This is a genomic window from Microcystis wesenbergii FACHB-1317 (assembly GCF_014696875.1).
GTDB lineage: Bacteria > Cyanobacteriota > Cyanobacteriia > Cyanobacteriales > Microcystaceae > Microcystis > Microcystis wesenbergii_A.
Genome location: NZ_JACJQV010000089.1, coordinates 25,999 through 44,071, shown reverse-complemented (window position 1 = coordinate 44,071; position 18,073 = coordinate 25,999). Strand labels below are relative to the sequence as shown.

11 protein-coding genes and 1 pseudogene are annotated in these 18,073 nt (G+C 43.0%); 2 read left to right on the top strand and 10 right to left on the bottom strand.

What is annotated here, in order from left to right:
- Nucleotides 1-74: 74 nt before the first annotated feature.
- The 6 genes from H6F92_RS05050 to H6F92_RS05025 all read right to left on the bottom strand — a co-directional run bounded on the left by H6F92_RS05050 (nt 75) and on the right by H6F92_RS05025 (nt 13,194).
- Entirely contained in the window at nt 75-1,355 is a 1,281-nt protein-coding gene (locus H6F92_RS05050; protein ID WP_052277384.1) for a hypothetical protein, read from the bottom strand.
- A gap of 179 nt (nt 1,356-1,534) precedes the next feature.
- The gene (locus H6F92_RS05045; RefSeq protein WP_052277385.1) at nt 1,535-2,959 is read right to left on the bottom strand and encodes a phosphatidylinositol-specific phospholipase C domain-containing protein; all 1,425 of its coding nucleotides are present in this window, start codon (nt 2,957-2,959) and stop codon (nt 1,535-1,537) included.
- A gap of 179 nt (nt 2,960-3,138) precedes the next feature.
- The gene (locus tag H6F92_RS05040) at nt 3,139-4,179 is read right to left on the bottom strand and encodes a lipase family protein (RefSeq protein ID WP_190357000.1); all 1,041 of its coding nucleotides are present in this window, start codon (nt 4,177-4,179) and stop codon (nt 3,139-3,141) included.
- 58 nt (nt 4,180-4,237) lie between these two features.
- Nucleotides 4,238-5,755, bottom strand: a complete 1,518-nt coding sequence (locus H6F92_RS05035) for a metallophosphoesterase (RefSeq protein ID WP_190356999.1) — start codon at nt 5,753-5,755, stop codon at nt 4,238-4,240.
- 126 nt (nt 5,756-5,881) lie between these two features.
- Complete coding sequence (locus H6F92_RS05030) at nt 5,882-6,538, bottom strand: DUF1906 domain-containing protein (protein ID WP_190356998.1); 657 nt, start codon at nt 6,536-6,538, stop codon at nt 5,882-5,884.
- A gap of 161 nt (nt 6,539-6,699) precedes the next feature.
- Complete coding sequence (locus H6F92_RS05025; RefSeq protein ID WP_190356997.1) at nt 6,700-13,194, bottom strand: jacalin-like lectin; 6,495 nt, start codon at nt 13,192-13,194, stop codon at nt 6,700-6,702.
- Nucleotides 13,195-13,838: 644 nt separating this feature from the next.
- On the opposite strand from H6F92_RS05025, the gene H6F92_RS05020 reads away from it, so the two are divergent.
- Nucleotides 13,839-14,444, top strand: a complete 606-nt coding sequence (locus tag H6F92_RS05020) for a hypothetical protein (RefSeq protein WP_002759942.1) — start codon at nt 13,839-13,841, stop codon at nt 14,442-14,444.
- A gap of 21 nt (nt 14,445-14,465) precedes the next feature.
- Here H6F92_RS05020 and H6F92_RS05015 read toward each other — a convergent pair whose 3' ends face one another.
- The 4 genes from H6F92_RS05015 to H6F92_RS05000 form a co-directional block, all read right to left on the bottom strand.
- Nucleotides 14,466-15,263 carry a lipase family protein gene (locus H6F92_RS05015; protein WP_322874235.1) on the bottom strand — a complete coding sequence of 266 codons (798 nt, stop codon included), beginning with the start codon at nt 15,261-15,263 and terminating at the stop codon, nt 14,466-14,468.
- A gap of 9 nt (nt 15,264-15,272) precedes the next feature.
- On the bottom strand, nt 15,273-15,506 hold the full coding sequence (locus tag H6F92_RS05010; RefSeq protein ID WP_190356995.1) for a lipase: 234 nt from the start codon (nt 15,504-15,506) through the stop codon (nt 15,273-15,275).
- Nucleotides 15,507-15,787: 281 nt separating this feature from the next.
- Nucleotides 15,788-16,573 (bottom strand): chitinase, encoded by a 786-nt coding sequence (locus H6F92_RS05005; RefSeq protein WP_190356994.1) that lies wholly within the window; start codon nt 16,571-16,573, stop codon nt 15,788-15,790.
- Between the two features lie 62 nt (nt 16,574-16,635).
- On the bottom strand, nt 16,636-16,830 hold the full coding sequence (locus H6F92_RS05000; RefSeq protein ID WP_190356993.1) for a hypothetical protein: 195 nt from the start codon (nt 16,828-16,830) through the stop codon (nt 16,636-16,638).
- A 534-nt stretch (nt 16,831-17,364) separates the two neighbouring features.
- Here H6F92_RS05000 and H6F92_RS04995 point away from each other — a divergent pair.
- Nucleotides 17,365-18,039 (top strand): annotated as a pseudogene (locus H6F92_RS04995) (glycogen debranching protein); the annotation flags it as partial.
- Between the last annotated feature and the right edge of the window lie 34 nt (nt 18,040-18,073).

Genomic DNA, 18,073 nt, shown 5'->3' with positions numbered 1-18,073 from the left:
CTTGTTAGGTTGATTGAGGAAAGTTTGGTTTTTTTCCTCACACCAACCAACTGGTACTATAGCGTCCTATTCGCTTAATAACCCGTTTTGGAATCGATTGCCCCAGCATCAATACCTGCAACTGCCCAACCGACAGCAACGGGATCCTCTGTCACCACGCCAAAAACCAACGCGGCGGCGGAAACAAGATCACTGATCCAGGTATGCCCAACACCGCTAGTCACCTGATTTGGTACTAACATTCCATTCTCAGGAATATTTGATTCTGGATTATAAGCTGCCAAGGTACTCAGAAAAACACCACATGAACCAGTTGCACACATATAAGTCAGATTGGCATCGGCAATGATCGCCCAAGGAGACCCTGAGATGGTTGCATCCTGTTGGGCGGCATTGCCCGCCGTATTACTCTTGACATCAACAACCCAGATACTGCCCATAGAGGAATTAGAGGGGTTGGACGGAGCCGTGGCAATAAAGATTGCTCCCTCTGGATAATTTCCCGGATCTGCATTACCGGCGTTTGGTGAGTAGGCCAAAGATAAAATGACCTGTCCACTGGGTACTGTCCAAATAGGACTTAACGAGGCATTGAAACCACTATAGGGCTGATAGTGTAAACCGCCAGCCGGGGTTGCCCAGTAAATGCCATTTGGTCCTTTACAAACGTCAGTTGCAGTACATCCGCCGTGATAACCGTAAAGGATAGGAGTTGAAGATGGGTTCTGAGCATTGAAGATAACCCCCGTAGCTTCTTTCACACCGCCGAGTAACAGACAATCGTAATTAGTTAGCGTGTTCGCAGGGAAAAAGGTCAGAGATACGGACGCTCCAGACGCTCCATCTTCGTTATAAGATGTGTTTGAACCCACATAAGACAAGCTCGGCACGCCGTTAGACCAAGTGACTGAATACCAGTAGAGGTTGCCATTAGACGCTGCCACGTAAAGAAGGCTTTCGGGGAAATAATAGAAAAGTCCGGCAATTGGCGCATCGGGTTGTTTTTCCGAAGCGATCTGAGTCGTGACATTACTACTTGTGAAGTGGCTGCCTCCAGTAGCGGGATTAATGCTATTAAGCCAAATATTCTCGTCTTCAGATCCGTAAACAAAATAGTAAGGTGGTGAATAGTCAGTGTTGCTGTAATCAAGCAGAAACTCAATAGCAGTGGTACTGGCACCATTATTATCAAGATTACTCACCCCCCCTAAAGTATAACTTGGTGGGGTTGGATTCGGTGAAAATTGCCCAACCGAGATCCCACTTTGGTAAGCAGCGACGACAAAAGTATAGTTCTTATATTCACCAGCAGGAATAGTGATTGCCGAAATACATTGAGTGTAGGGAAAAGACATGATTATCTCCTTTTGAGTTGAAGTTAAAGAGAATTACTTGAGAGGTCAGAAGTAAATAATTTAATTATTTTCCCTTTCTTTCCCTCCCCATTTAGAGTCGTGCCGATTCCCACTGCCGACTGTATCAGAGATTTAGGATAACTAGGCTCAATTAGTGGCGATCGCCTATCTAATGGCAGTTACCATAGGGGTAAGTTATTTGCCCGTCGATACCCTTTTAAAATGTTTAAAGGGACTCCATTAATGAGAGCAGAAAAATTATTGACAGTGGTTTCTAGTTGTCCAGTGCTAGTATTGACACGATTCCACCAATCAGTGGCAATAATGTTAGATTTGATGCCATTTAAACCAGCGAAAAAGCTAGAGAGTTCTTTAGGCACATTAGCTGGTACTCCATAAGCACCTTCATAATTATACTGAGCCATTAATGACCAGAGAAAATTATTAGGTTGGTTGATAGCGTCAATTTGTTGTTGTAAATAACTCTGCACGTCTGACCAAACAGTTACACTTGTACCACACCAATATTGTTTAATAGAACTGCTCCAAAAGGGTGTATTTTGTGCTAACCAATCAGACATACTATCAGGAAATTCGAGAGAACCAACTACAACTCGGCCAGTAGTTTGCCAAAGGTCTTTTAAGGGTTGAGAAATACCAGAGGGCGGAATTAATTTATCTTGTCCAATAGTGTTGATAATCAGATTAGATAAATCTTGATAGGTTTGGCTTGTCCAATTTCCCTCAAAATCATGTAAGTCAAGAATAACAAATTCTTGGGGATTATCAGCTAAAAATTGCGTTACTTGATTGAGAAAATCTACTAAAGTCAGGGGGAGAGCAAAACTCCCGTGACACATAACAAATTGATTATCCCCTGAGCCACTACTAAGCATTAATCTGAGATCAAGGGCACGAATACCTTGACTAAGTTGCTGATTGATGTTTTGGTATTGAGTTTGTACCCACGTTTGACTAATACTACCAGCGCAATAAGTTGAAGCATCGTGAGTGCCTGGCAGGGTTAACTCATTGAGACAAAGGTTTTGAATACAAGGGGCAAATAATTCCATCCAATTATTAGCCCAGTGTAATACGGAAGGACGTAACACACTTTGATCATCTGCTAATCCGCCACTGCCATAATTAGGGGTTGGATAGGAACTAATTGGGTTTTGGGTATTACTAGGGAAATAACCAAGGGCGATCGTTACTACTCCATCATGAATCCATCCTACAGCAGATGTATTAGTAGTATCTGGAGTAGGATAAACAAAAAGACCATTGGGAATATTTTGCCATTCAACTAAAACCCCATAACCTGCTTCTGAGGGGACAGGCGTTGATAGTCCGTGAACTCCACTCTTTTTAGCACTAATTGTAAAGTTAAAGTTACTTACCCCCTCAAGGGTGTAGTTAGCATCACCCGCATCATCTATACTGTCATGACCTACTGTTTCTTTAAACTCAGCATAAAATTGAGTAAAGGAATTAGGACTAATCTGAGAAGATGGATCCCACTCCATCTGGTAACTATGGGATTTTACTTGATTGATGTTATATGGCGTAGCGTTGACAATTTGTATGTGAAATCCAGCACCCATAATAATTTTCTCCTTGATGAAGATGAGTATTGTTGACTTTTTAAAGTCGTTAATTGAGTTACAGTTAAAGAGAATTACTTGAGAGGTCAGAAGTGAATAATTTAAATATTAGCCCTTTCTGTACCTCAATATTTACAGTCGTGCCGATTCCCACTGCCGACTGTTTAGCGATAGAATAATTAGCTTAACTTAGTGGCAATATCATCTAAATCTTGCTCTGTTAGCGTCAGAGAATCAGCCACATTTTCCGTCAGCGGCCAGTCAATTTCCAGAAGATTGAAATAAGCTTGGATATGCTGAAAATAGGCTTCTTGAAGAAATTGCTTCAGGGGGTTTGGTTGCGGTTGAGAAAAAACGCCACATTTACCTTTCATGGCAAAAGTGCTGGGATTTAACGCCAGATAATTACAGTTTTTCACTTTTTGAATTTGACTATTAACTAATAGTGCAATTCTCGAAGATTTAGGAATATTACAAGATTGATACAGGGTGGGAATCTGCTGTAATTGCTCAATATTCCAAGCATGGGGAACAATATCCAAACTATTCCATAGTCGGCTGCTTTGATTGAGACCTGGCTCCGTATTTCCGTAGTAATCAGAAAAGGTTTGATCCCCTGGAGTTGCTCCCGCAGAAAATTGGGTATTGACGGTGATTTGTTTACCGGTAGGGTTCCAAGTTGCTTGATTTTCGTACAGCCATAATGCCATTACTGGAGATAATGCTCCGCCTAAACTATGGCCGGTGGTAATGATTTCAATAGGTTGATCAGATTGGCTGGGAATTTCCTGGGTCAAAAATTCTAACAGAGAACGGTTAGAGGTATCTTTCAGGTTTTGCAGAATAGTAATTCCGGTATTTGTTCCTTCCGAAATTTTTCCGCGTTCGGGGAATTGCGTTGACCAGGAAACCATGTTATGGGTAGCAGCATCCTCCTGTAACCAATCAAAAACTGATTGGGGATTCGTAGCGGCGATCGCAACTACATATTGAGGGTTATTGGTTTCGGCATTTTCTCCCTTCGCCACATACATAATATTATCCCAGTTCTGATTTTTAGGATCATGATAATAAATAACAGGACCCCAAAGAATTGTCCATTGACCAATTTTTCCTTGAACCGTAGGATTGGCTAAATCGGAAATAACTTTCTCGCTATTACTGATATTAGCGAACATGGAAAGACAGAAAAGCGTTTGTTGTTGATCGTAAGTAGGCATTGAAATTTTCTCCAATTGTCAATTGATTAGGCGTATCTTAGACAAATCTAGGTAATGGTCACAAAACAAATTTCACAAAAAAGGGATGACCGCTCTTTTTAACTTGATTAAGTTGACCCCAATTTACCCCATCATTAGAGGTGTAAAAATTAGCACCAGAACAGCTATTTGAGGATAAACCTGTAGGACAAGCATAGTCAAAAGTAAGAGAGTTACCCCCTACTTGGGAATAGACTGCACTTCCTTGGGTGCCATATAGTCCGGGAGCATCTTGTAACCAGAACTTGACCTGTTCTCCGGGGTTAATCTGTTGAGGAGGACTGACAACATAATAACCGTGTTCATTAGTTGCAGGTTTAGTTAAGGTTAAGGTTGACTTTCCTTGAGTGTTATCAATACTAACATAACAGGAATAATCCATTGACATCGAGGAAATTACTGAGTCCGGCGGGGCAGCAAAAGGAACAATTTGATAAGAATTATTCTGCTTTATTACTTGACAAACATTACTTTGGCAGGTATCTGTATCAATCACAGCAAAAGTAAAGGTTTGTGGGGGAACATCGGGACTGGAAGGACACTCAAACCCATCATTAACATATTGAACAAAGCCATTAGTTATACCTAATTTCGGAGCGTGGGTATGTCCTAAAACGATTAAATTTGAGTTGGATTCTAAAGCGGATTGTTGAGCAAACCAAGCAATATAAGTTCCACTTAAATCAGCGATTGCCGATTTGCCCGTAATCATTTCACCATTAGTACCTCCTCCCCAATCAGCAATCCACTGATCTTGTAAACCACTATATATCTGTTTAGCATCTGCCATAGTTTTTGTTTGGCCATTCGCTAAAATAATCGGCTCATTTTCCGGTATTCCAGTTACTTTAATTATGTAATCAAGCACGGCACTGACTAAGTTACCTGAAGTAATGAGAGAACTAACCGAGGAAACCAAACCACTTAAATCGATTCCGTTAGGATTACCTTGTCCCGATAAATCAGCAACAGTTTGTCCCGGAGTAAGGGTGTTGTTTAACATATAACCTATAGCTCGGGTAACAAAATGACCAACAGGTAAAGGACTCAGGGAAGATTGAAGATCGGGAGCATTAAACATGGTAAAAATGTTACCATGGGTAAAAGCCATTTTTTGTCCATTGCTAGAGGTGACATAATAAATCGTATCTGAACAATATTTGATCTTGTAATTAGCTGAGTTTTGAATGTTATTTAAGTCATTTTGAGTGACATTCATGTCATGGTTTCCATTGACATAAGTTACATTCCCTTGCAGAGCAGTTAAAGCTTGACTTAACTTTCCTGTTGCTCCAAAAATATTAGGATTGGCGTTAATTATATCAACGGTAGCCGGAGGAGTAAAATTAGGCGGATAAGTCCAAAAGTCGAACAGATCACCAAGTAAAATTAGCTCCTGAATAGAGTCAGCGTTATCAATCACATAATCTAGAATCGCTGACAAATACGGTTCATGAAAACTTTTTTGATACCAATTAGTAGGGACATTCGTGCCAATATGTACGTCACTTAAGACAACAATTTTATTCTTTGCCATGATAGATTTTCTCTCCTTTTCAAAAAGTAAAGTGGTTGATATTCCTGGAGCAAAATTTAAATCCCATAGGGCATAACATCAATGTATAGATACCTACCCGTCAAGTCAATTATCCAAAGATTAAACTTAGGTTAAAATTAACCATTGAGGCACACCGCCTTCCTTATCAATGTAGGTAATATCTCGGTCAATGCCAATGCCATTAACTGGTTCACCAACGTAAGATTGCACCATTTGATAACTACGAACCGCCACTGGGGGAACGGTACTTTCTGATTGCCAATAATGTTGAAAAGGCAAATCATAGAGTTGCTGACTATTCAAAATCGAATTAGCCCCCACATATAACCCGGGTAAATAACCCGCGCCTGCGACAGCATTATACCAACTTGTGCAGTATTGAATTACCGCTTCGGCTGAAACTTCAGAACTAATTCCTTCCAGATCTAACCAAACATTTACTTTCCTGGGAAACCCCACGCTAATAGCATTATTTGCCGCATTATCGCCGTAGGTTGTTCCCAATTGGGCGGAAGGAACCCAACCAGGGGAAGAAACGTGCTGCACAGGCATTAATGCCAGTCCTCCTTGTAAAATGCCAAGAGCTTCTTCGTAGGTTAAATCTCCTGGCGCTTCTCCTGCACCTAAGGAAAGATAACGGAGACAAAATTTGTAACCTTGACTGGCAAATTGTTGGGCGGTAGCTTTGGTAATTACAGAATCAGCATCAAACCCCAAAGATTGATTGGGCGCACTTTGAATAATTCCGGGTAATTGAGTCATAGTTGATGTCTCCTTGAGCAAAATTCAACTAAATTGATGACTTATTTATGAATGACGATTCCGCTGTACTGGTTAGTTTTGTAGGTTGGGTTGAGGAACGAAACCCAACCACTCCACTGATTATGCCTGACAATAGACATTCATCATGTGGTGTCAGAATCTCATGGTGTAAAATCCAAGGCGGCACCGGTAACAACAGTGAGCGAGGAAGAGGAATCCGATGCAATAGGAGACCCTACATTGGGGACTAACATCTTTGATTGTGGATTATCAGTTGCCAAGGTACTCAGGAAAACACCAGATGAACCAGTTGCACACATATAATTCAGATTGGCATCAGCAATGATCGCCCAAGGGGACCCTGAGATAGTTGCATCCTGTTGGGCGGCATTGCCCACCGTATTATTACTGACATCGCAAACCCAGATACTGCCCATAGAGGAATTAGAGGGGTTGGACGGAGCCGTGGCAATAAAGATTGCTCCATCTGGATAATTTCCCGGAGCTACATTATTGGTGTTTGGTGAATAGGCTAAAGATAAAATGACCTGTCCACTGGGTACTGTCCAAATAGGACTTAACGAGGCATTGAAACCACTATAGGGTTGATAGTGTAAATTACCCGAAAGTGTGGCAAAATAAAGACCATTTGGTCCTCGACAAACAGCAGATGGATACACCATCGGCTTGCAATATTGCTCTAAATACCCGTAAAGGGTAGGAGTTGAAGATGGGTTCTTAGCATTGAAGATAACCCCCGTGGCCTCTGATATGCCGCCGAGTAGCACACAATCGTAATTAGTTAGCGTGTTCGCAGGGAAAAAGGTCAGAGATACTGGAGATGGAGCTTCCCCCGTATAAGATGTGTTTGAACCCACATAAGAACATTGCGGTAGGTACTGGCCGCTAACCTGAGAAACTGAATACCAGTAGAGGTTGCCATTAGACGCTGCCACATAAAGATAGCCTGTGGGGGCATAATAAAAAAGTCCAGCAATTGCTGCATTGGGTTCACTGTGTTCAGATATCTGAACAACATTACTGCTTGAAAAAGCTTGCTCATAAGTGGGAGTAATCTGGTTGAGCGAAATCTTCCCGTTGGAAGATCCAGTAACAAAAAAGTAACTGTAGATATTGCTCGAAAGACCCCCGCCGGAATTAACATAAGAGCTGACACCAGCCAGAAACTCAACAGCAGTGATACCGCTACCAAGATTACTCACCATTTCTAAAGTATAATTTGGCGCGGTTGGATTCGGTGAAAATTGACCAACTGAGATGCCACTTTGGTAAGCAGAGACGAGAAAAGTATATCCACCTTCAGTGATTGCCGAGATACATTGAGTGTATGGAAAAGGCGTGAACAAAATCTGATTGAAATTGACAGATACGGACGACCAAGTAGCAGGCGAAAAACTCAGACACACCGGTTGCAATTGATTCAGATAATCGCCGCTGCTGCCTTGAAAGCCGATGAGAGTGCAGTTCTCAGGGACACGCCAAGTGGAAACAGAAGCTGAATCACAACTGGCAGGTGCAAGCAAGGAGGTTTGGCCATAGTTGGTGCTCAATTGAACTGCGTTCACATAATCACCAGAGATGACAGTGATTTCGGTAATAAATTCTCCTTTGCTCAAGTTGAGTGCTGGCCAGGCATTCACCGTGCCTTGTCCGTGGGCAAACTGTTGGGTCCCGTTGAGGGATTGGTAAGTTGTGCCAATTTGGTTGACATAATCACCACCCCAAATCGAAACAGAAATCAACAGCGGTAGTTGGCTCAACGGGAGTGGTGTCGGGTTACTGCTGTTGTTGCTGCTCGTTGCTGTGGTTACAGTACTGCCATTGATGGTTTCGCAGCCGATCGCGATTGAACTGTTAATATCCCAGAAATCGGCGCTTGCATCATTACCCCAGATTGGTCCGGTAACGATTGACCAGTTAGCCGTAGGTACACCATTAGTAATACTTTGAGGTTGTGTTGGGTAGGAGGAGGCAGTAAACGGATTTTGAAACAAACTAATCTGTTGCGATCGCAACGCCTGATAATCACTTTTCAACTGCCCACAGTTTGCGGCAAAAGTGGCATCGCCAGTGTAGTTATAACGTTGATACAAATCGTCAACAATCTGCATCTGGTTATTGATGGTGGCCAGAGTACCCAGATAGCTGTTAATGGCATCAGCTACTGGGCGATTACTGGCGAGAAATTGCCAGTTACTGGTTTCACTAACCAGATTCTCATAACCAGCGGTGGTATAACTGAGGGCGATGCCTGAACCAGTAACGTTATTGGCACTCAAGCCATTGGCAAATGCCAGGAGACTTTGGATTACATTGGTTACAGTGACGCTGTTAGCAGGATCGCTGGTCGAGGTGCTGCTGGTGGCGTAGGGAAGGGATAACTTACTGATTTCAGGATTCAAGGCCTTCATTAACGGTGCTGCGCCTTGGCTGGAACTGCTGGAACTGCTGGAACTGCCGGTGCTGTTAAATGGATTGGGCAGGGGCGTATCACTGCCGCGTATCACCTGGTAAGCGTAGAAATCAAGGGTGAGTGAAGACACGGCGCTAGTCATCTGTTTAGAAAAATTAGCGCTTAAAGTGACCGGCGGCTCACTTGGCACAACCCCTTGAGCGCTTAAACTGTTGAGGACTGATTGCTGTTCCGAAACACTGCTGCACTCAAAAACCAACAAGGCAATATATTCCAGTCCCAACACTACCGAAGAGACATAGCTATCACCATAAGCACTATAAAACTGCGTCGGTGAACTGCTAAACAAGCTTTGTGCGCTGCTGCTTAATTGCGGTGTGCCATTAATGATCGGGCTGGTTTTTTCATGGGAGGCATAGATCACCACCGTTACGGATAGATTGCTCACCTTCGCCGTGCGCGTAACTTTACGATGGAAGGAATCATCGTCAGCACCGCCGCCGATCGCATATTTCAGCGTCTTTGACAAACTTTCACCAGAGGAACAGACTTGATACCACTGCTTGCCAGTAGCGTTTTGATCGCCGATAGTCAGGGATGATAAATCCAAGGCACCATTGGGCATAGCGCTGTTGCTAAAGCTGTTAAAGCCAATTCCCACGGTTGTGATGGGAAGACAAGGCAAGGGGGAGGAGAGGTCATCCAGTAGGGGGGCTGCCCATTTGGCTGGACTGAGACTCAGGACAATCAATTGCAACTGATTGAGATAATCGCCGGAGGAACCTTGAAAACCTAGCAAAATTTGATTATCTGCCGCAGTCCAGCTAATTGTGTTACCAGTGCTGGAGGGTGATAGCGGGAACGTATAGTCTTGGGAGCTTGTGGTTTGGAATGTGAGTTGATTGATATAATCGCCGCAAGTCCCACTAACGCTGCTGATAAATTCATCAACGGCTAGATTCAGATTAAAACAAGGGCCGCCACCACTTCCGCCATGGCTAAAGGTTTGGGCCCCAGCCTTATAACTGTAAATAGTTGATAGCTGATCAACATAATCGCCGCCATGTAACTGAACAGCAGCGATCTTTGGCAAGTCTTTTAAACAAAGTGGTGTCGGCGTACTGTTCGCTGGATGACTGCTATTAAAGGCTGTATTACTGTTGAAAAATGGCTGTCCGGCGCAAATATCCTGAAAGGACACCGAATTATTGTTGCCCCACAGCGGCGATGAGCGATTGCTGCTGCTGTTACAGGGGGTGATGGTTATGCTGTAATTAAGGCTGGGAGTCCCTTTGGCGATAATGGCAAGGGGATCGCAGGAACCGTTAGTAGGGGAGGTAGCAGCCTGTTGCGGATTGGCGGCAACATCAGTCAGCCAGGCGGTCAATTCTTGGATCGCGTTATAGACCATTTGTTGCTGTCCCCTGATGGGAAAGCCAATATTAGGGTCTGCGTAGTAATTGTAAGTCGTATAAATCTGGAGGATATTCTGAATCTCCGACCAGATGCCATAAAGCTGCGTCAGAGCAGGTGCAACAGTCAGTTGATAAGTCTGGCGGTTGGTAACTATCGGTTGGAAGCTGCTCAAAGCGGAGGCGGGTAACAGGCCTTCATAACCCATCGTGGTAAATGACAGCACCCAAGGCGTATCTACATGGCTGGCAGAAAACTGGCTGGCCGTCTGCACCAAAGCCTCCGCATCGGTTTCGGCATTGCCAGTCATACTTGGCAAAGAGAAACTACTGCTACCTATGACTTGTTGGTAACAGATCAGATTAACACCTTTGGAACTTTGGGCATTGCTCACATCGGAACTTAAACTGGCATCGAGAGAGGCCGATTTAATCGACGCACTGGCACTCAGGGTTTTTTGCACCGTTTCCTGTACGGCGCTACTATCGCATTGAAACACAAATACCGCCACATACAATCCGCCGTTAACCGTAGCGCAGACAAATGAATCGCCATATTCAGTGAACAATTGCTCTGTGGTTAAATTAGCCAACGTGGGAGATAGGTTGCATTGCGTATAAACCGGACTCGATGTCACCACACGGGTAATCAGCACCAGCGTCACATCGGTATCGGTTACTTGAATGGTTTTGGTTTTGGTTTTGGTGTGGCTCAATTTAAAGCCTGGTATGCCAATGGAAAATCCCCTGGTTTTGCTCAAAGTTTCCGATAATGACTGGCGACTGGCGCAAATTTTCATAATGACTTCGCTTTGCGCCCCCTGGTCAACGCTGGTACAGGCGCTGCTGTTTAGTGCGGAATTCGGCAAAGCACTGCCAAGAAAAGAATTATAGCCCACGCCCAAGGTGCTGACTGGCAGCGTGTTGACAAACGGTTGCGTCTCAATCGATGGCGCTAACCATTTTGCTGGCTGTACGATAATGCAAATTGGCTGCAAGCCGAGGAGATTACTGCTGTTGCAATAACCCTGAAAGCCAATCAGCGTCGCTCCTGCTGGCAAACTCCAGCTAAAACTGCTACCACTGGCGCTTGTCGGTTGGGTGATGCTGTGACTAGCACTGTCGGTAAAACTCAACTGAGTAATCACGCCGTTGGAGATTTGACCGCTCATCTTGTCGATATACACCTGATTATCCAAGCTATCGACACCATCATCCTGATTAGTAGTAGTTAAAAACAGGGTTTCGCCACTACATGAAGACACATTAGCAGCGCCATGAGCAAATGGATTAGTATAGTTTAGTGTGTTGTAAGAGGCATAAAACTGGGCGACATTGTTATTGCCCCAAACGGTAATCATATAAAGCACTGGAATATTCGACATCGCCACCGCTATGCCCGTAGTTTGGCTAGTGGTTTGGGAATAAGTACCCGAAACAGTTGGGCTGTCATGACCAGAAATCGAGCCATTAATCCCCGCATTCAGTGCTGTCGTGCCGGTAATGGTGCTGCTTGAGTTAGTTACCTCAGAGCCGACATTAATATCCTGAAACGGCTCGTTACTGGTATCGCCATATAGCGGTTGCGTCGGCACTAAATAATTAAATACCGGTATGCCGTTCATCAAACTCAGTGGCGGATTAATTGAACTAGCAAGGCTCGGCGTTTGTGTTGGGTTCGCCGCAATACTGCTAATCCAGCTATTGACGTTACTTATATCGCTGTTTAACTGATTTTGTTTGGTGCTAAACGTGGTATCGCCGCTATATTTATAAGCCTGATACGCAGTAGTAATCCACTGATATTTGCTGGCAAGATGCCCTAAACTCGTCAGGGTTGGGGCAATACAATCAAGATAAATCTGTCGGTTATTGGCAATATTGATAAACGAGGCGCTTAAACTGCTGCCAAACAGGGTTTCATAGCCAGTTACCGCAAAATCAAACACCACTGGCGTATTCGCGTTTAAGTTTTGTGCAGTTGAAACTATGTTAGAGACAAATTGACTCACATCTGAACTATTGGCAAAGGTCGGCAAACTAGCGCTGCTACCAACTAAAGATTGATAAATCTGACAACGCACGGTGGTATTGTTCAGGGTTTCTGTTATGCCAGCAGTCAAATTAGCGCCCAGCGTTGGCGAAATATGATCACAAACATTCACTGTCACCTGTGCTGTCAATGCCGCCTGTAAACTGCGCTGGTCTTCTTTGGTTTGGCAAGAAAAAACAAAAACTGCCACATACTCCGCCCCTTCCGTCAATTCAGACACAAAACTATCGCCATACTGTTGATAAAAGTTCAAGCATTCACTTGGCGTTGTCGGTACAGTAATGCTACTGTTTAACTGGCATTGACTCAGCGCCTGATGAATGTTCTCAACCCGTGCATAAACAATAACACTGACGGAAGTATCATTGATAGACAAGGCATTAGATAGGCTCAGAGTTGAACTTACTGAAGGGTCGCTAAAGGTAGAACTAGAATCGGAACTGGAACCAGAACCAGAATCGGAACCGGAACCAGAACCAGAATCGGAACCAGAACTGGAATCATTGCTGGCTTTTTTTAAGCTAATCTGCACCGAAACGCCTAATGAATCGGTAACGGTATTATTGAAATCTTCAGCCGAATAACAAATCTTAAAAAAACTTTGGGAATTAGTGCCTAAGTTTTGAATTGTTGGATTGGCTGCCAAAGCATTCGTCATCTGCTTGCCAGTAAAACAATTAAAACCAACGCCGATACCGCTGATTAATTCAACGGCATGAGGAACGCCAATAAGATTCATATTTGCAAGCGCAGCCATGGCAAAAATTCTCCTAATACGGATTGAGTTGAAATTAAATAATCTGGCTTTTCTCTACTTGGCAACCGCCAAGGCAGCTAGGACAACTAGGAGGCGGCAAATTCCCACAAAGCTTAAGCTTTTTTCCCCTTGTCACCTGCTATATTGAGCAGATATTGAACAATCCTGGGTAATTGAATCATCGATTATCTTCAATAACAAACGTGACTCAATTGAGGATTCATTTATTAAGAACGATTGAACAGGAAATTAGTTCCTGTTGGGTCAAAACTTATAGCAGTAAACCTATTGTTAAGGATAAGTAGGGTGCGGCAAATTCCCACAAAGCTTAAGCTTTTTTTCCCTATTGCCTGCGATAACTCCAATAGTTGATAATAACGGAATACACAATCCCCCCCCCTGTCAAGTGGCCGATGTAAAAAATTTAACCAATCTTTACATTGCCCTTCTTAGCCAATTAATCCTCTTCTTTGTTCTTCTACAAATTTATCCAGTGGGAATGTTGACTTTATTTAACCTAGTTGTCACAAGCCAGAAGAAAGTCTCAAAAAAATAATTTTAAGACCAAGAAATCCTAAGCACACAATGTCGGACTAAAGCTTGGTAGAATAATAATTGAAATAAAAATCTAAGGGGAAAATCTGATGGCCACAACCGCTGATGATGTCTGGCGTTTATTAGGGGAATTAGTCGAAGCTCAAAAAGAAACTGATCGCCGTTTTCAAGAAACAGAACGTTTAATGCGAGAACAACGTCAAGAAAGCGATCGCCGTTTTCAAGAAACAGAAAGACTTTTAAAAGAGCAAAGCCAGAGAGTTGATAAACAGCTAGGAAAACTCGGAAATCGCTTGGGAGAATTTGTCGAATGGCAAATTCGTCCCGCTGCGGTAAGATTATTTAAAGAAAGAGGGCTTGATGTTCATGAATTATACTCAGGAGTGTCAGCCCAACGCCCCGAAGGGGGACTCGAAATAGATTTATTAGTAGTTAATAATACCGAAGCCGTCTTAATTGAAGTGAAAAGTAAACTGACTCAAAGCGATGTTGACGAACATTTAGAGCGACTAGAAAAATTCAAAAGATTAATGCCTCGTTACCAGAATCTGAAAGCATTAGGAGCGGTAGCCGGAATGGTTGTCCCCGACGATATTGCTCTTTATGCTTATCGTCAAGGATTATTTGTCTTAGCTCAGTCAGGAGACAATGTAATTATTTTAAACGATCCTCAATTTCAGCCTAAAGCTTGGTAATCTGTTCGTAGTATAGAATAATTAGCTTAACTTAGTGGCAATATCATCTAAATCTTGATCCGTTAGTGTCAGAGCATTAGCCACATTTTCCGTCAGCGGCCAGTCAATTTCCAGAAGATTGAAATAAGCTTGGATATGCTGAAAATAGGCTTCTTGCAGAAATTGCTTTAGGGGAGTTGTTTGCGGTTGAGAAAAAACGCCACATTTACCTTTCATGGCAAAAGTGCTGGGATTTAACGCCAGATAATTACAGTTTTTCACTTTTTGAATTTGACTATTAACTAATAGTGCAATTCTCGAAGATTTAGGAATATTACAAGATTGATACAGGGTGGGAATCTGCTGTAATTGCTCAATATTCCAAGCATGGGGAACAATATCCAAACTATTCCATAGTCGGCTGCTTTGATTGAGACCTGGCTCCGTATTTCCGTAGTAATCAGAAAAGGTTTGATCCCCTGGAGTTGCTCCCGCAGAAAATTGGGTATTGACGGTGATTTGTTTACCGGTAGGGTTCCAAGTTGCTTGATTTTCGTACAGCCATAATGCCATTACTGGAGATAATGCTCCGCCTAAACTATGGCCGGTGGTAATGATTTCAATAGGTTGATCAGATTGGCTGGGAATTTCCTGGGTCAAAAATTCTAACAGAGAACGGTTAGAGGAATCTTTCAGGTTTTGCAGAATAGTAATTCCGGTATTTGTTCCTTGGGAAATTTTTCCGCGTTCGGGGAATTGCGTTGACCAGGAAACCATGTTATGGGTAGCAGCATCCTCCTGTAACCAATCAAAAACTGATTGGGGATTCGTAGCGGCGATCGCAACTACCTATTGAGGGTTATTGGTTTCGGCATTTTCTCCCTTCGCCACATACATAATATTATCCCAGTTCTGATTTTTAGGATCATGATAATAAATAACAGGACCCCAAACAATTGTCCATTGACCAATTTTTACTTGCACCGTAGGATCGGCTAAATCTGCAATAACTTTCTCGCTATTACTGATATTAGCGAACATGGAAAGACAGAAAAGCGTTTGTTGCTGATCGTAAGTAGGCATTGAAAGTTTCTCCCTCCAATTGTGAATTGATTAGGCGTATCTTAGACAAATCCAGGTAATTGAGTCATTGAGTCTCCTCGATTAAGACATGACTAAATCGAGGAGACTCAATGACGATTGAGCCAGAAAATTGTTAATGGTTTGGTCACAAAACAAATTTCACAAAAAAGGGATGACCGCTCTTTTTAACTTGATTAAGTTGACCCCAATTTACCCTATCATTAGAGGTGTAAAAATTAGCACCAGAACAGCTATTGGCGGAAAATGTAGGACAAGCATTGCTAAACAGGAAAAACTTTGATCGCTTTTTCGTAGTAAGCCTGACGATCAGCTAGTCCGTTAAGACCACCATTGACTCGTCGGGTGATTTCTTCCACCGTTGCACCGCGATCACAAAGAGCATTCATGTTATTGTTATGCCACCAAAAACCGCCACTGGTAAAAGGATAGGTGGTACTAACATAGTCAACTCCATCCATCACTTTCGGATCATGAATATAATTCGCAAAAGCTTGATAGTTACTGCGTCCCGTTAGTTGAATAACGCCCGCTCCCTTATATTTGGGACCATCTCCTGGATAAATATTTCCCAGGTCTTTCCGTCCGTTATACTCCTCACCGCTACCGAGTTCTTTCATCCATTTCAAGCCGCCACTTTCATGGGCAGTTTGGCTTAAAAAATGACACATTCGGGGGTGAGTGTTAATTTCAAAGCGATTTAAGCAAGAATTGAGGTCTGCTAATTGTCCATCGCTAATGACATTACCATAGATAAATTCGGCTTGAGTTTTGGAGATTAAATTATTATCCCCTGGTAATTCTTTAAGTTCTAGTAAAAATTTCGCCGAAGATGCTCCCAAGGTATCCAATTCGCCTTCTTTGATTTTTTGTTTGAATTGTTCAAAGGCTTGTTTTGTTTGGGGTCCATAAATGCCATCAACACCATGAGCAGCAAGTAATCCGAAAACTTGCAAACGGGTCTGAACTTCTCGGCAAAGTTCCGAGTCTCCTGCTAAGGAATCAATGGGTTTAACGAGGTTTTGTTGAATGATGTCTTCTAATTTCATGGTGTTTATTTCCTGGTTGAGATTTTCCGATGGTGATCGCTGAGTTAATCAAGACTAAAAAACTAAGATAGTTTAGCATCCATTGTATCTAAATCCTGATCAGATAGGGTTAGAGTATCAGATAAATTGTTAGTCAGTGACCCCTCAATATTGAGTAAATTAAAGTAGGCTTGAATAGGTAGAAAATAAGCCTCTTGAAAAAACTGTTTCATTGCCGTTGTTTGTGGTTTTTTCAATATACTAGATTGCCCTTTCATAGCCAAAGTTCTTGGATTAAGGTGCTGATAATTACAGTTTTTAACCTTTTTAATTTGTTTGTTTACCAGTAGAGAAATTTGTCAAGATTTAGCAATATTACAGGGTTGGTAAAGGGGGGGATTTGAGCAAGTTGGGTGGTATCCAAGCATGGGGAACAATGTCTAAACTATTCCATAATCGGCTGGAAAGATTGAGTCCTGGCTCTGTCGTTTCATAGTAATTAGCCAAGTCTTGATCGCCAAGGGTTGCACCGGCAGAAAATTGCGTATAAACCTTGACTTGTTTGCCTTTTGGATTCCAGCTTGTCTGATTCTCATAATTAGATAGAGGATTGTCGGGAGGAGCAACTTTATGAGATGCTTAAGTTCTGCAGCTAAAAGTTATGCCTATGTCAGCCCCCCCATCCTCAACCATTTGAGTAACTAAGTCAATGGATTAAGCCCAGAAACGTTGAATTTCGTCATAAAAATTTACATTCAAGAGCATACTAAATCTATACTTTAGACAGTCATAATCTGAGATTTATTAAACTTATGAAATCGGAGAGTGAGATCGGTCAAAATCATCCCCAATCTGGTAATTATGCCCCCCTAGATAGCCATCTCTGGGCCGATGCCACCTATCCCCTCGGGGCGCATTATCGGGGCGATAGTGTCACCTTTGCCGTCTATTCTAAAAATGCCAGTCAGATTCTTCTGGAAATCTACGATCGCCCGACGGGAGAAAACGCTAAGTATGATTACTGGTTGACAAAAAACCCAAAGGATGATATATGGCGGGCAAAAATCGCTGGTATTGCCCAGGGCAGTTACTACGCTTTTCGCTGTTGGGGTCCCAATTGGCAATTTGATCAAAAATGGCAAAGAGGCCACAGTAACGCCGGTTTTCGGGCAGATGTGGACGATTTTGGCCATCGTTTTAACCCCAATAAAGTCCTCTTCGATCCCTACGCGCGAGAACTTTCCCACGACTTTGAAACCCTGGCCATGATCGCAGCCGGAGAAAATGCGGGAATGTATGCCACGGGAGAAGGGGACTACAAAGGAGTGATCCGGCGGCAATACGATACGGGCAAATGGTCGCCCAAAGGCATTGTTATCGCCCCGGATGGGACTTCTACCGGGATTCGTCCCCGTCTGGGCGACGAAAAAGCGATCATTTATCGAAAATTTGGGTCTAAAACCCCGTCCTTTAGCGTAGCGGAGGACGGCTTGACATTTCTAGCTAAATAGTTTACCATGG

Coding starts and splice junctions, on each gene's coding strand:
- H6F92_RS05050 (WP_052277384.1), bottom strand. CDS start 1,355: ATGTCTTTTCCCTACACTCAATGTATTTCGGCAATCACTATTCCTGCT.
- H6F92_RS05045 (WP_052277385.1), bottom strand. CDS start 2,959: ATGGGTGCTGGATTTCACATACAAATTGTCAACGCTACGCCATATAAC.
- H6F92_RS05040 (WP_190357000.1), bottom strand. CDS start 4,179: ATGCCTACTTACGATCAACAACAAACGCTTTTCTGTCTTTCCATGTTC.
- H6F92_RS05035 (WP_190356999.1), bottom strand. CDS start 5,755: ATGGCAAAGAATAAAATTGTTGTCTTAAGTGACGTACATATTGGCACG.
- H6F92_RS05030 (WP_190356998.1), bottom strand. CDS start 6,538: ATGACTCAATTACCCGGAATTATTCAAAGTGCGCCCAATCAATCTTTG.
- H6F92_RS05025 (WP_190356997.1), bottom strand. CDS start 13,194: ATGGCTGCGCTTGCAAATATGAATCTTATTGGCGTTCCTCATGCCGTT.
- H6F92_RS05020 (WP_002759942.1), top strand. CDS start 13,839: ATGGCCACAACCGCTGATGATGTCTGGCGTTTATTAGGGGAATTAGTC.
- H6F92_RS05010 (WP_190356995.1), bottom strand. CDS start 15,506: ATGCCTACTTACGATCAGCAACAAACGCTTTTCTGTCTTTCCATGTTC.
- H6F92_RS05005 (WP_190356994.1), bottom strand. CDS start 16,573: ATGAAATTAGAAGACATCATTCAACAAAACCTCGTTAAACCCATTGAT.
- H6F92_RS05000 (WP_190356993.1), bottom strand. CDS start 16,830: ATGAAAGGGCAATCTAGTATATTGAAAAAACCACAAACAACGGCAATG.